14 protein-coding genes are annotated in these 14,035 nt (G+C 72.4%); 12 read left to right on the forward strand and 2 right to left on the reverse strand.

Annotated elements, in window-relative coordinates:
- Nucleotides 1-63: 63 nt before the first annotated feature.
- From QHG49_RS27310 to QHG49_RS27355, 10 genes are all read left to right on the forward strand, one after another.
- Entirely contained in the window at nt 64-693 is a 630-nt protein-coding gene (locus QHG49_RS27310) for an NUDIX hydrolase (RefSeq protein ID WP_145483379.1), read from the forward strand.
- Nucleotides 694-954: 261 nt separating this feature from the next.
- Nucleotides 955-3,039 (forward strand): tetratricopeptide repeat protein, encoded by a 2,085-nt coding sequence (locus QHG49_RS27315; protein ID WP_301491639.1) that lies wholly within the window; start codon nt 955-957, stop codon nt 3,037-3,039.
- Between the two features lie 137 nt (nt 3,040-3,176).
- Entirely contained in the window at nt 3,177-4,301 is a 1,125-nt protein-coding gene (ald, locus tag QHG49_RS27320) for an alanine dehydrogenase (protein WP_201300533.1), read from the forward strand.
- A gap of 413 nt (nt 4,302-4,714) precedes the next feature.
- Nucleotides 4,715-5,848 (forward strand): ParA family protein, encoded by a 1,134-nt coding sequence (locus tag QHG49_RS27325; protein WP_145483388.1) that lies wholly within the window; start codon nt 4,715-4,717, stop codon nt 5,846-5,848.
- Nucleotides 5,833-6,369 carry a hypothetical protein gene (locus QHG49_RS27330; protein WP_159700108.1) on the forward strand — a complete coding sequence of 179 codons (537 nt, stop codon included), beginning with the start codon at nt 5,833-5,835 and terminating at the stop codon, nt 6,367-6,369. Before QHG49_RS27325 ends, QHG49_RS27330 begins: the two co-directional genes overlap by 16 nt.
- A gap of 18 nt (nt 6,370-6,387) precedes the next feature.
- Nucleotides 6,388-7,410: a ScpA family protein gene (locus QHG49_RS27335; protein WP_301491640.1), complete on the forward strand. Its 1,023-nt coding sequence runs from the start codon at nt 6,388-6,390 to the stop codon at nt 7,408-7,410.
- Entirely contained in the window at nt 7,407-8,054 is a 648-nt protein-coding gene (gene scpB / locus QHG49_RS27340; RefSeq protein ID WP_145483397.1) for an SMC-Scp complex subunit ScpB, read from the forward strand. The genes QHG49_RS27335 and scpB overlap by 4 nt, the downstream gene beginning before the upstream one ends.
- Before the next feature lie 12 nt (nt 8,055-8,066).
- Complete coding sequence (locus QHG49_RS27345; RefSeq protein WP_145483400.1) at nt 8,067-9,128, forward strand: pseudouridine synthase; 1,062 nt, start codon at nt 8,067-8,069, stop codon at nt 9,126-9,128.
- Between the two features lie 77 nt (nt 9,129-9,205).
- A complete protein-coding gene (locus tag QHG49_RS27350) occupies nt 9,206-10,213 on the forward strand; it encodes an ADP-ribosylglycohydrolase family protein (protein WP_301491641.1) in 1,008 nt (335 codons plus the stop codon).
- 4 nt (nt 10,214-10,217) lie between these two features.
- Entirely contained in the window at nt 10,218-10,970 is a 753-nt protein-coding gene (locus QHG49_RS27355; protein WP_301491642.1) for a DNA polymerase beta superfamily protein, read from the forward strand.
- A gap of 94 nt (nt 10,971-11,064) precedes the next feature.
- Here the strand turns inward: QHG49_RS27355 and QHG49_RS27360 are convergent, their stop codons facing one another.
- Together QHG49_RS27360 and QHG49_RS27365 are read right to left on the reverse strand one after the other, a co-directional pair.
- Nucleotides 11,065-11,763 carry a DNA polymerase beta superfamily protein gene (locus tag QHG49_RS27360; RefSeq protein ID WP_301491643.1) on the reverse strand — a complete coding sequence of 233 codons (699 nt, stop codon included), beginning with the start codon at nt 11,761-11,763 and terminating at the stop codon, nt 11,065-11,067.
- Nucleotides 11,764-11,784: 21 nt separating this feature from the next.
- On the reverse strand, nt 11,785-12,261 hold the full coding sequence (locus QHG49_RS27365; protein ID WP_145483411.1) for a Rieske (2Fe-2S) protein: 477 nt from the start codon (nt 12,259-12,261) through the stop codon (nt 11,785-11,787).
- A 205-nt stretch (nt 12,262-12,466) separates the two neighbouring features.
- Here QHG49_RS27365 and aroH point away from each other — a divergent pair, with 205 nt between their 5' ends.
- Both aroH and QHG49_RS27375 read left to right on the forward strand, forming a co-directional pair.
- Nucleotides 12,467-12,829: a chorismate mutase gene (gene aroH, locus QHG49_RS27370; protein WP_145483414.1), complete on the forward strand. Its 363-nt coding sequence runs from the start codon at nt 12,467-12,469 to the stop codon at nt 12,827-12,829.
- A complete protein-coding gene (locus tag QHG49_RS27375) occupies nt 12,826-13,911 on the forward strand; it encodes a prephenate dehydrogenase (protein WP_145483416.1) in 1,086 nt (361 codons plus the stop codon). The genes aroH and QHG49_RS27375 overlap by 4 nt, the downstream gene beginning before the upstream one ends.
- The last annotated feature ends 124 nt before the right edge of the window (nt 13,912-14,035 follow it).

Consider the following 14,035-nt stretch of genomic DNA (forward strand, 5'->3'; position numbering starts at 1 on the left):
CGGGGCGCGCGCATCCGAACGGAGCGCGCCCCGGCCACCTGCGCACATGGGGAAGGACAGGGCATGACGACGATCAAGGACACCCCCGAGGAGTGGGAGATCCGGGCGACGGAGACCCCCTTCGTCGGCAACAAGACCTCGGTGCGCACCGACGACGTGGTCATGCCCGACGGCTCGGTGGTCCACCGCGACTACCAGGTCCACCCGGGCTCGGTCGCCGTCCTCGCCCTCGACGAGCAGGACCGGGTGCTGCTGATCAACCAGTACCGCCACCCGGTGCGGCACAAGCTGTGGGAGATCCCGGCCGGACTGCTCGACGTGCCCGGCGAGAACCCGCTGCACGCCGCCCAGCGCGAGCTGTACGAGGAGGCGCACGTCAAGGCCGAGGACTGGCGGGTGCTGACCGACGTGTACACCACCCCCGGCGGCTGCGACGAGGCCGTACGGATCTTCCTCGCCCGGGGGGTCTCCGAGGCCGAGGGGGAGCGCTTCGCGGTGGAGCACGAGGAGACCGACATGGCGTACGCGCGGGTGCCGGTCGACGAGCTGGTGCGCCGTGTCCTCGCCGGTGATGTGCACAACAACTGCCTGGTCGTCGGGGTCCTCTCGCTGGTGGCCGCGCGCGGCGGGGACGGCCTGGACGCGCTGCGCCCGGCGGACGCCGAGTGGCCGGCCCGGCCCTTCACGTCCTGAACGCCGGGCCCTTCACGTCCTGGGCGCCCGCACCTTCAGGTCCTGAGCGCCCGGCCCTCCCGTCCTGGCCACCGTCGCCGGATCCCGCCCGGGACCGTCGCCCGCATTGGTGTGACCATCGCCTGATCCGATCGGGCGATGTCCCCGCCGTGCCCGCCGTGCTCCGAGCGGAACGTCGCAGAGAGTGAACTAGGCTCTGGAACGCCCGTACCGGAAGATCCGGCGGGCTTGCGCGTGCGGTGTGGGACGGGAGTGTGGCCCGTGACGGATCAGGCGGTGGACACAGGCGATGCGCGGCTGTCCGCGCCCTCGGCCGACGGGGACCGATTCCTGGGCCGTGCACGGGAGTTGAAGGAGTTGCGCGCCGACATCGAGCGCGCGGGCCTGGACACCCTCGCCGGCCGCAAGCCGCCCCGCGCGCGGGTGCTGCTGATCGCGGGCCGCCCCGGATCCGGCCGCACCACCCTCGCCGAGGAACTCGTCCGCCAGGTCGCCCACCGTTACCCCGACGGGGTGCTGCGCGCCCGGCTCGCCGACCCCGACGGCACCCCCGTACCGGTCGAGCGTGCCGCCCGCGAACTGCTCGGCGCGCTGCGCGTGCCCGCCCCGGCCGGCGCCGCCGAGGACGACCTCGCCCAGGCCCTGCGCACCGCCCTCGCCGACCGCAAGAAGCTCCTGCTGCTGGACGACGCGACCGGCGCCGAACAGGTCGACGCCCTGCTCCCGGACGCCCCGGACTGCCTGGTGGTGGCCGTCTCCAAGGGCCCGCTCACCGGCATCTCGGACGTCCGTCCCTGCACCCTGGGCGGCCTGGACACCAAGTCCGCGCTCGAACTGCTCACCCGCTACACCGGCTCGGTCCGCATCACCGTGGACCCGCGCTCCGCCGAGAGCCTGGTGGAGGCGTGCCAGGGCCACCCGGCCACGCTGGTGCTGGCCGGCGGCTGGCTCGCCGCCCGCCCCCAGGCGTCCGTCGCCGACCTGGCCAGGCGGATGCACACCCCGGGGGAGGGCGCGGAGGAGCCGGACGCCACCCCGCTGGCCCGGATCTTCCGGCTGGTCCACGAGGCACTGCCCGGCCCCGCCGCCCGGACCCTGCGCCTGCTGAGCCTCGCCCCGGCCGGCCCGGTCGACGACCAGACCGCCTCCGCGCTGGCCGGCTGCTCCGTCGAGGCCGCCCGCGCCACCCTGGACGACTTCGTCGCCCTCGGCCTGCTGCGCCCGGCCGACTCGCCGCTCGCCGAGTACGACATCCCCGGCTGGCTGCACCCGCTGCTGCGCTCGCTCGCCGAGGCCCAGGAGCGGCCGGGGGAGCTCCAGCTGGCCCGGGCGCGGATGCTGGAGCGGACCGTACGGCTGCTGCACTCCTGCCGGACCATCACCGAGACGGACAGCGACCGCTCCCGGGAGAAGATCCAGGGCCTGCCCCGGCCGCTGCGCTTCGCCGACCCCCGCGCGGCCGCGGAGTGGCTGCGCGTCCGCAAGCCCGCGCTGCTGGCCTCCGCCCGGCTCGCGGTGGCCGACGGAGAGCTGGACACCCTGGCGAGGCGGCTGCTGTCGCAGCTGGTCAGGGCGCTGGCCGCGCATATCGGCACCCAGGCCGCCGCCGTCGATCTGTACGGCGTGCACGGCCTCGTCCTCGATGTCGCCGAGCGGCGCGGACTGCCCCGGGAGCGGGCGGCGGCGCTGCTGAACCTGGGCGATCTGGACGCCCAGACCGGCCGTACCCAGGGCGCGCTGGCCCGCTTCCGGGCCGCGCTGGACGCCGGACGCGAGGCGAACGACCCGTACGCGACCGGCCGCGCGATGGAATCCGTAGGCGGCGCCCATCTGGAGCTGGGGGACTACGACCGGGCCGCCGACTGGTTCGGGCGCGCGCTGGCCGACCGGCTGGCCCGCGGTGAGCGCGCCGAGGCCGCGCGGCTCTACGGCCGGATCGCCACCGCCCACACCTACGCGGGCCGTTACGGCGAGGCGCTGCGCAACTGGCGGGCGGCCTGCGCGGCCTACCGCAAGGGCGGCGATGTGGCCGCCCTGGCACGGGCGTTGAGCGAGACGGCCCGGGTGCAGGAGTACGCGGGGCGCCCCCAGGAATCGCTGCGCACCTGCCAGGACGCGGTGGAGTGGGCGCGGCGCGCGGAGGACGTCCGCCTCCAGGCCGCGTTGCAGCTGCGTCTCGCGGACACCCTGGAGCGCCTCGGCGACCCGACGGCGGCCCGGTTGCACCGGGCGACGGCCGGGCGTCTCCTCAGCGAGGAGGCACCGCAGCAGCCGTCACAGCAGGCCACAAGCCCGGAACGGGACCCTGACGCCTGCGAAATCCGCAGTGCATCCGATGAAGATTGATGCAATGAAAGGCTAGACACGCGGAACACCTTCATTAAACTGGCTCTGCCGCATGTCCCCGCGGTGTCTCCCGGTATGCCTGGGCATGTCTGGGTACACCCGTATATGCACCCCCCAAACCCTCTGAGCCAAGGACCGTGATCGACGTGAAGGTCGGCATCCCCCGCGAGGTCAAGAACAACGAGTTCCGGGTGGCCATCACCCCCGCCGGCGTGCACGAGCTGGTGCGCAACGGCCACCAGGTCGTCATCGAGCGGGGCGCCGGCCTCGGCTCCTCGATCACGGACGCCGAGTACGTGGCCGCCGGTGGCCAGATCCTGGACACCGCCGACGAGGTCTGGGCCGCCGCCGACCTGCTGCTCAAGGTCAAGGAGCCGATCGCGGAGGAGTACCACCGCCTTCGCAAGGACCAGATCCTCTTCACGTACCTGCACCTGGCCGCCTCCAAGGAGTGCACGGACGCGCTGATCGAGTCCGGCACCACCGCCATCGCCTACGAGACGGTCGAGCTGCCGAACCGCGCGCTCCCGCTGCTCGCCCCGATGTCCGAGGTCGCGGGCCGGCTCGCCCCGCAGGTCGGCGCCTACCAGCTGATGCGCGCCAACGGCGGCCGCGGTGTGCTGCCCGGCGGTGTCCCGGGTGTGACCCCGGCCAAGGCCGTGGTCATCGGCGGCGGCGTCTCCGGCTGGAACGCCACCCAGGTCGCCGTCGGCATGGGCTTCGACGTGACCCTGCTCGACCGCGACATCAACAAGCTGCGCGAGGCCGACAAGATCTTCGGTACGAAGGTCAAGGCGATCATGTCGAACACCTTCGAGCTGGAGAAGGCCGTCCTGGAGGCCGACCTGGTCATCGGCGCGGTGCTGATCCCGGGCGCCAAGGCCCCGAAGCTCGTCACCAACGAGCTGGTCGCCCGCATGAAGCCCGGAAGTGTCCTTGTCGACATCGCGATCGACCAGGGCGGCTGCTTCGAGGACTCCCGTCCCACCACGCACGCCGAGCCGACCTTCCAGGTCCACAACTCGGTCTTCTACTGCGTCGCCAACATGCCGGGCGCGGTGCCGAACACCTCCACCAACGCGCTCACCAACGCGACGCTGCCGTACATCGTCTCCCTCGCCAACAACGGCTGGGTCGAGGCGCTGCGCCGCGACGCCGCGCTCGCCCGGGGTCTCAACACCCATGACGGCAAGGTCGTCTACAAGGAGGTCGCCGAGGCCCACGGCCTGGAGCACATCGAGCTGGCCTCGCTGCTCGGCTGACCCTCGCGTCCCGGTGAGTCACTGAGTCGCCACTGGTAAAAGGCGATTCGTCAACACGTCTCGTCAACCGCCCACGCCCGGCCGGACCTTGCCCGACAAGGTCCGGCCGGATGTGTGTATGGTCACTTTGCGACGCTCGGTCAACTCGCCTCGAACGTAACCGTTCAACCGATTCGCACCCCGGTGAAACCTGCTGTGCGACGGCCGTACGCCCTTGACAGCGACATGTTTCATTGCCGACACATCCTGCCGGGTCCGGCGGATTGTGTTGCTGCGGACCGCCGACACGCCATAGAGTCGCCAACCGTCGGCATGGTGCCACGCTGACCTTGTCTAGAAGTTTCCTGGTCACCAAGGAGGTAAGACGACTTGTGAATGAGTCGACATTTTCTCCCGGGGGTGGTCAACCAGGAATGCCCGCAGGGGGCCAGGGGCCCGCGGGATTCGAGGCTGTCGGCTCCGTAGCTGTGCGCACCTTCGCAGCCCACCAGAGTCCGGGAACCCAGATGCCCCGGACAGCACACCAGAGCATGGATGGCCATCACGTGAACGCCATGGCCGGCGACGGAAGTGGCGCGCCCCACAACCCACTCGCCGACTACGACGAACTGCCCGAGGGGCACTTCTACGACCCCGACGCCGAGTACGAGCCCGATCCGGAGTACGCGGCCACGCTCGCGCCCGACGCGGCCCGCCAGCGCCGTGAGCGCGTCGGTCCCACCGGTCGCCCGCTGCCGTACTTCCCGATCCCGGGCCCGCTGACCGACCACGGCCCCGCGAAGATCATCGCGATGTGCAACCAGAAGGGCGGCGTCGGCAAGACGACGTCGACCATCAACCTGGGTGCCGCGCTCGCGGAGTACGGCCGGCGGGTACTGCTCGTGGACTTCGACCCGCAGGGCGCGCTGTCGGTGGGTCTCGGCGTCAACCCCATGGAACTCGACCTCACGGTCTACAACCTGCTCATGGAGCGGGGCATGTCCGCGGACGAGGTCCTGCTGAAGACCGCGGTCCCCAACATGGACCTGCTGCCCTCCAACATCGACCTGTCGGCCGCCGAGGTCCAGCTGGTCTCCGAGGTCGCGCGCGAGTCCACGCTGCAGCGGGCGCTCAAGCCGCTGCTGCCCGACTACGACTACATCGTGATCGACTGCCAGCCCTCGCTGGGCCTGCTCACGGTGAACGCGCTGACCGCCGCGCACAAGGTGATCGTGCCGCTGGAGTGCGAGTTCTTCGCGCTGCGCGGTGTGGCCCTGCTGACCGAGACCATCGAGAAGGTCCAGGAGCGGCTCAACCCCGACCTGGAGCTGGACGGCATCCTCGCCACCATGTACGACTCGCGCACGGTCCACAGCCGCGAGGTCCTGGCCCGGGTGGTCGAGGCGTTCGACGACCACGTCTACCACACGGTCATCGGGCGTACGGTCCGCTTCCCGGAGACCACGGTCGCCGGTGAGCCGATCACCACCTACGCCTCCAACTCCGTCGGTGCCGCCGCCTATCGTCAGCTCGCCAGGGAGGTGCTCGCCCGGTGTCACGCCGAGTGAGTCTGCCGGGGGCCGACGAACTCTTCCGTACGACAGGGGGGATGGCGCTCCAGCCGTCGACACCCCGGCGCGCCGGGGGCGCCGAGGCCCGGGTGCCGGCACCCGCGCAGGACAGCGACGACGTGGCCGCCGCCGAGGACGCGCCGCAGGCCGTGCCCGTGCAGAGCGGGGACGGCGAGGGCGCGGAGCACGTGGCGGCGGAGGCCGAACCGGCCGACGCCGAGTCCCGCGCCCGGCGCCGGGGGCCCGCGCCGGACGGTTCCGCAGCCGAGCCGCGCAAGCGGGGCCGGGCGGCGAACCGGCGGCCCAGCGGGCGCGAGCGGCACGACGAGAAGATCACCGTGTACGTCTCCGCCGAGGAGCTGATGGACCTGGAGCACGCCCGGCTGGTGCTCCGGGGCGAGCACGGACTCGCGGTGGACCGCGGCCGCATCGTGCGCGAGGCGGTGGCCGTGGTGCTGGCCGACCTGGAGTCCCGCGGGGACGCGAGCATCCTCGTACGGCGGCTGCGGGGGCGTTAGCGGTAGCCTGCGGGGGCTATGACCTCGTCCGACCGCTCCCCCTCCGGCAACGCCGGTCCTCGGCGTGCGCTCGGCCGGGGTCCGGGCGCGTCCGTGGCCGAGGCCGGGGACACGGCGGAGCCCGGTGGGCCGCCGCGCCCACCCGTTCCGCCGCGCGCAGCGCCTGCCCACGGCGGCGGCCCGCACCAGGAAGTGTCCGGCGCCGCCGAACCCGAGGAGGCGCCCGACGGTGTCTTCAAGGTCCGGCTCGCCAACTTCGAGGGGCCCTTCGATCTGCTGCTCCAGCTGATCTCCAAGCACAAGCTGGACGTGACCGAGGTCGCGCTGTCCAAGGTCACCGACGAGTTCATGGCGCACATCCGCGCGATGGGGCCGGACTGGGACCTGGACCAGACGACCGAGTTCCTCGTCGTCGCGGCCACGCTGCTCGACCTGAAGGCGGCCCGGCTGCTGCCCGCCGCCGAGGTGGAGGACGAGGGCGACCTGGCGCTGCTCGAAGCGCGCGACCTGCTGTTCGCGCGGCTGCTCCAGTACCGGGCGTACAAGCAGATCGCCGACATCTTCAGCGCCCGCGTCGACGAGGAGGCCCGCCGCTACCCCCGTACCGTCGGCCTCGAACCCGAGCACGCCGAGCTGCTGCCCGAGGTCGTGATCAGCATCGGGCCCGAGGGCTTCGCGAAGCTCGCGGTCAAGGCGATGCAGCCCCGGCCCGAGCCGCGGGTGTACGTCGACCACATCCACGCCCCGCTGGTCAGCGTGCAGGAGCAGGCCCAGGTCGTGGTCGAGCGGCTGCGCGAGCTGGGCGAGGCCAGCTTCCGGGTGCTCGTCGCGGACACCGACGACACGCTCACCGTCGTGGCCCGCTTCCTGGCACTCCTGGAGCTGTACCGGGAGAAGGCCGTCGCCCTGGAGCAGGAGGCCGCCCTCGGGGAGCTGCTGGTGCGCTGGACCGGCGGGGACGGGGCGGCGCAGCCGAGGGTCACCGACGAGTTCGACCGGCCGCCCGAGCTCCCCGGGCCCGAGGAGGAGAGGAAGCCGTGAGCGAGACCACCGAGGCCCCCGCGGGCCCGGGCGACGTCGCCGGCCTGGAGCTGCGGCCCGCCCTGGAGGCCGTCCTCATGGTCGTGGACGAGCCCGCGACCGAGGAGCACCTCGCCAGGATCCTGGAGCGGCCCCGGCGGCAGATCGCGGACGCGCTGCGGGCGCTGGCCGACGAGTACACCGCGCAGGGCCGCGGCTTCGAGCTGCGCCAGGTCGCGGGCGGCTGGCGCTTCTACACCCGCGCCGCCTACGCGCCCGCCGTGGAGCGGCTGGTCCTGGACGGCCAGACGGCCCGGCTCACCCAGGCCGCGCTCGAGACCCTCGCGGTCGTCGCCTACCGCCAGCCGGTCAGCCGCAGCCGGGTCTCCGCCGTACGCGGAGTGAACTGTGACGGTGTGATGCGCACCCTGCTCCAGCGCGGTCTGGTCGAGGAGGCGGGCGCGGAACCCGAAACAGGTGCGATCCTGTACAGGACGACGAACTACTTCCTGGAGCGGATGGGCCTGCGCGGCCTGGACGAGCTCCCGGAACTCGCGCCCTTCCTCCCCGAGGCGGAGGCGATCGAGGCCGAGACCCAGGAGGGAGTCCCGTCGTTCGACCCGGACGCGCCCGACGCGCCGGGTGCAGAGGACGCAGACGACTAAGACGGAACTTTGATGCGAAGCAGCGGCAGCGGCAAGAGTGGCGGGCGCGGTAACCACCGCGGCGCCGGCAACAACCGGGACGAGCGCCAGGGGCAGGGCCGTCCCAGCAAGCCCCGCCCCGAGGAGCGCCGCTACGACGTGGGCTCCGGCGCGACCAAGGACGGCCCCAAGTCCGGGCGCGGCGGCGCGGCGCGCGGCGGCGCCAAGGGCGGCCCGCGGCGGCCCCAGCAGGGCGGCCGTACGGAGCCCTCGCGCTCGCGTGAGTACGAGACGCGGGCCGAGGAGCGCAACCGGGACCGGTACGCGGGCAAGAAGGACATCAAGCTGCCCAAGACCTTCCCGGGCGCCGAGCAGGAGGGCGAGCGGCTCCAGAAGGTGCTCGCGCGCGCGGGCTACGGCTCCCGGCGCGCCTGCGAGGAGCTGATCGAGCAGTGCCGCGTCGAGGTCAACGGCGAGATCGTCACCGAGCAGGGCAAGCGGGTCGACCCGGAGAAGGACGAGGTCAAGGTCGACGGCCTGACGGTCGCGACCCAGTCGTACCAGTTCTTCTCGCTGAACAAGCCCGCCGGTGTGGTCTCCACCATGGAGGACCCGGAGGGGCGCCAGTGCCTCGGCGACTACGTCACCAACCGTGAGACGCGGCTCTTCCACGTCGGCCGGCTGGACACCGAGACCGAGGGCGTCATCCTGCTCACCAACCACGGTGAGCTGGCGCACCGCCTGACCCACCCCAAGTACGGCGTGCAGAAGACGTACCTCGCGCACATCGTCGGCCCGATCCCGCGCGACCTCGGCAAGCGCCTGAAGGACGGCATCCAGCTGGAGGACGGCTACGCGCGCGCGGACCACTTCCGCGTGGTGGAGCAGACCGGCAAGAACTACATGGTCGAGGTGACCCTGCACGAGGGGCGCAAGCACATCGTGCGGCGGATGCTCGCGGAGGCCGGGTTCCCGGTCGACAAGCTGGTGCGGACCGCGTTCGGCCCGATCACCCTGGGCGACCAGAAGTCCGGCTGGCTGCGGCGGCTGTCGAACACCGAGGTCGGCATGCTGATGAAGGAAGTCGAACTGTAGGACGGGCTTCGAAAGCGCCTTGCGTCGATCATCATCCCCCTTTATTGTCACCGTGACGATAAAGGGGGATGATGCACATGTCCAAGCGGCCCGCGACCGGCTCGCTCCTCGGACTCGCGCTGGGGGACGCCCTCGGCTTCCCGACCGAGTTCACCAAGGTGCCCGAGATCCTGGCCAGGTTCGGGCCCTGGCGCGAGATGCCGCTCGCGCGGCGCGCCTTCGTCTCCGACGACACCCAGATGACCCTCGCCCTCGGCCGGGGGCTGCGCACCGCCATGGAGCGCGGCCGTCTCGCGCCGAAGCGGCTGGAGCGGCCGGTGCGCGAGGAGTTCGTGGACTGGTACCACTCGCCGGACAACGACCGGGCGCCCGGGAACACCTGCCTGACCGCCTGCCGGCTGCTGGAGGACGGGGGCCGGGCCTGGCAGGACGCCAGCCGGCTCGGTTCCAAGGGCTGCGGCGCCAATATGCGCGTCGCGCCGATCGGGCTCGCGCCCGGCCTGAGCGAGGAACAGCGGGCGGGCGCCGCCCAGTTGCAGTCCGGGCTCACGCACGGCCACCCCACCGCGCTGGCCGCGTCCGATCTCACCGCCCGCGCGGTCCACCTGCTGGCGCGGGGCACCGAACCGGGCGCACTCGTCGGGGAGTTGCGTCACTACGCCCTCGCGAACCGCACCCGGTACGACGAGACGTGGCTCGGCGATCTGTGGACCCGTTCCGAGGACCCCACGCCCGAGCACTTCGCGGCGCGCGGCTGGGACGAGTGCCTGGCCATCCTGGACCGGCTCCAGGAGGCGGTGCGCACCCATTCCCCGGAGGACGATCCGTGCGGGGCCACCGGGGAGGGCTGGATCGCCGAGGAGGCGTTCGCCACCGGGCTGCTGTGCTTCCTGCTCTTCCCCGACGAGCCGCTGACCGCCCTGCGGCGGGCCGCCTGCACCGCCGGTGACTCCGACTCCATCGCCTGCCTGACCGGCGCCTTCGCGGGCGCGTGGCTCGGTGCGGACGCCTGGCCGGCGGACTGGGCCGACCGGATCGAGTACCGGGAAGATCTGTTGGCGCTCGGCACACTCTGGGACGCTTAGGCCCATGATCGACAACCTCGACATAGACCTCGCGCCCGTGGTCGCCGGACAGCCCGATCCCCTGCTGTTCGCCACCGTCTCCGGGGCCCATCTGTACGGCTTCCCCTCGCAGGACTCGGACGTGGACCTCAGAGGCGTCCATCTGCTGCCCGCCGCGGACCTCGTGGGCCTGCGCGAGCCGGAGGAGACCCGGTCGAAGACGTGGGTGCACCACGGAGTCGAGCTGGACCTCGTGACGCACGATCTGCGCAAGTTCGTACGGCTGATGCTGCGCCGCAACGGGTATGTGCTGGAGCAGCTGCTGTCGCCGCTGGTCGTGCGCACCACCGACGCGCACCGCGAGCTGTCCGCGCTCGCCCCGGACGTGATCACCAGCCATCACGCCCACCACTACCGGGGGTTCGCGGTCACCCAGTGGCGCCTGTTCGAGAAGACCGCCGAACTCAAGCCGCTGCTCTACACGTTCCGCGTCCTGCTCACCGGCATCCATCTCATGCGCACCGGCGAGGTTCAGCCCCATCTGCCCACGCTGGTAAGGGAGTTGGACGCCCCCGCCTACATCCCCGACCTGATCGCCGCCAAGGCCGCCCAGGAACACGGCACCTTCCCCGGCCTCGACCGGCACCGCGTCGCCGATGACGTGGAACGCCTGCACACAGCCCTCGACGAGGCCCAGGCCGCGTCCTGGCTGCCGGACACGGCGACCGGCCACGAGGCGCTGCACGACTTCGTGGTACGGATGAGGCTGGGGAGCTGAGGAACGGGGCGGGCCCATTCCGGCCGGCCCGGCCTGGCCCTTTCGGCGTCCGCCCCCGAGCAGCCGTACCCCCCGCCCCCGAAGCCGGTCCGCCTCACCCCGGTCGTGGCGGCTCCGACGCCGAGTCACGGCGTGTGCGGAACAGGAAGTCCGCCACCCGGGCTCGGTCCGGTTCCGGGGGGAGTGGGGTGTGGCGCAGGGCGGTTTCCGTCTCCGTGGCCAGGCGGGTCATCCGGGATTCGACGGCCGTCCAGGGGACCTCGCCCCGTTTCACCGCCAGCAGGGGCTCGCGCTGGTCGCCCACGTCGAGGTGCAGCTCGCCGGTGCGCAGCAGTTCGCGGCAGGAGGCCAGCAGGCGCAGCAGATGCATGGCGTGCTTCCAGCGCGGGGCGCCCGTCGTGCGCACGTCGGCGTCCAGCTTCCTGCGCTGGCCGAGGGCGTAGCGGGTGAAGGTGTCGTACACCTTCACGGAGAGGAACGCCCCGCGCAGGGACAGCAGTTCGCGGCCGGTGTCGTCCAGGTGTTCCACCAGCGGGGAGTGCAGGCACTCCAGGATGTTCGGATTGCCGCGCAGCGCCAGCTCGCAGAACCGCTCCAGCTCCCAGGAGAACTGTTCCTCGCCCGGCCCCTCCACATGCGCCGGCGGCTTCTCGAACCGCCAGAACAGGGCGGTGGGCGCGAGATACACGCCCCGCCGGTCGGTGTCGCTCGCGTCCGTGGCCAGGCCGAAGGCCCGGGACCCCATGACGCAGGCGTAGATCGTGTGGTCGCGTACCAGGTCCTCGGGCTGCATGCCCGGAGCCTACGCGGCCCCTCAGCTCAGCTGGATGGAGTTTCCGTCGACCTTGATCGGGCGCTCGGCCAGCGGCTTCGTCGCCGGACCGTCGGCCACCGAACCGTCCTCGATCTTGAACCGGCTGCCGTGGCAGGGGCAGTCGATGGTGCCGTTCTGCACCCGGCTCACCGTGCAGCCCATGTGCGTGCAGACCGCCGAGAACGCCTTGAACTGCCCCTTCACCGGCTGCGTCACCACGATCTTCTGCGCGTCGAAGACCTTGCCCCCGCCCTCGGGGATGTCACCCGTGCTCGCGAGCTTCTTCGCGTCCGCCTCCGGGGACGTACCCGTACCGGTCGGGGACGCCGAAGCCGCGGGGCTCGTCGGACCCGTCGGCGAGGGGCTGTCCGTGCCGTCGGCGGCCGCGCTCGTGTCGCTCTTGCCACCACCGCAGCCGGTCGCGAGCGCCGCCGCGCTCGTCGCGATCACCATGCGCCGCGTCGCGCCCTGGTTCATGTCACCACTCCGTACACATGTCGGGATGCGGATACCGTTGCCGATGCCTGAGAGAAAGCGTGGAAACCGGGATGAACCGGACCGCACGTATCGTCTCAGCGATCGGGCGCCGCGCGCCGTGCCCACGCGGGCTGACTAGGCTGGACGGGCGAGCACGACAACACCTGTCGGCACCTGTCAGCACTGGTTAGCGAGGAGCAGCACCGTGGCGGTACGAGCGGTCCGGGGGGCCGTCCAACTGGAGCGGGACGAAGCCGGACACATGGGCGAGCGGGTCGGAGCCCTGCTCACCGCCGTCCTGGAGCGGAACGGCCTGACCGCGGACGACCTGATCAGCATCTGGTTCACCGCCACCCCCGATCTGCGCAGCGACTTCCCGGCCGCCGCCGCCCGGGCGCTCGGCATCGTCGACGTGCCCCTGATCTGCGCCCAGGAACTGGACATCGCCGGCGCCATGCCCCGTGTCGTCCGCGTCCTCGCCCACGTCGAGTCGGACCGTCCGCGCGCCGACATCGCCCACGTCTACCTCGGCGCCGCGGCCGCCCTGCGCAAGGACATCGCCCAGTGAGAACCGCACTCGTCATCGGCACCGGCCTGATCGGCACCTCCGCCGCCCTGGCCCTGACCCGGCGCGGCGTCACCGTGCACCTCGCCGACCACGACCCGGAGCAGGCCCGTACCGCCGCCGCGCTCGGCGCCGGCACCGACACCGCCCCCGAGGGACCCGTCGACGTGGCGATCGTCGCCGCCCCGCCCGCCCATGTGGCGGGGCTCCTCGCCGACGCCATGCGCCGGGGACTGGCCCGCGGCTACCTCGACGTGGCCAGCGTCAAGGGCGGCCCGCGCCGGGAGCTGGAGGCGCTCGGCCTCGACCTCGGCGCCTACCTCGGCACCCACCCGATGTCCGGCCGGGAGAAGTCGGGCCCGCTGGCCGCGACCGGCGATCTCTTCGAGGGCCGGCCCTGGGTGCTCACCCCCACCCGGGACACCGACACCGAGGTGCTCAACCTCGCCCTGGAACTGGTCTCGCACTGCCGTGCCGTCCCGGTCGTCATGGACGCCGACGCCCACGACCGCGCCGTCGCCCTCGTCTCGCACATGCCCCACCTGGTCTCCAGCATGGTCGCCGCCCGCCTGGAGCACGCCGACGAGGCCGCCGTACGACTGTGCGGGCAGGGCATCCGGGACGTGACCCGGATCGCCGCCTCCGACCCGCGCATGTGGATCGACATCCTCTCCGCCAACCCGGGCCCGGTCGCCGACCTGCTCGCCGACGTCGCCGCCGACCTGGAGGAGACCGTGGGCGCCTTGCGCGCCCTTCAGTCCTCCGACGAGGACAAGCGCCGCACCGGCAGCACCGGCATCGAGGCCATGCTGCGCCGCGGCAACGCGGGCCAGGTGCGGGTGCCCGGCAAGCACGGCAGCGCGCCGCGGGCCTACGAGACCGTCGTCGTGCTCATCGACGACCAGCCCGGCCAGCTGGCGCGCATCTTCGCCGACGCGGGCCGCGCCGGGGTCAACATCGAGGACGTGCGCATCGAGCACGCCACCGGGCAGCAGGCCGGTCTGGTGCAGCTCTCGGTCGAACCGGGGGCCGTGCCGGCGCTCACCGACGCGCTGCGCGAGCGGGGCTGGGCGCTGCGGCAGTAGCCCGGCACGGGCGGGGCGGGGCCCGGCGGTGATATGCGTCCGGACGAGTGACCCACACCCAGTAACCTTGTGCGGGGCGCTCTCGCTCCCCGCCCCCGCCCGCACACCGCACCAGGAAGGTGTC

Source organism: Streptomyces sp. WP-1, from assembly GCF_030450125.1.
Taxonomy (GTDB): domain Bacteria; phylum Actinomycetota; class Actinomycetes; order Streptomycetales; family Streptomycetaceae; genus Streptomyces; species Streptomyces incarnatus.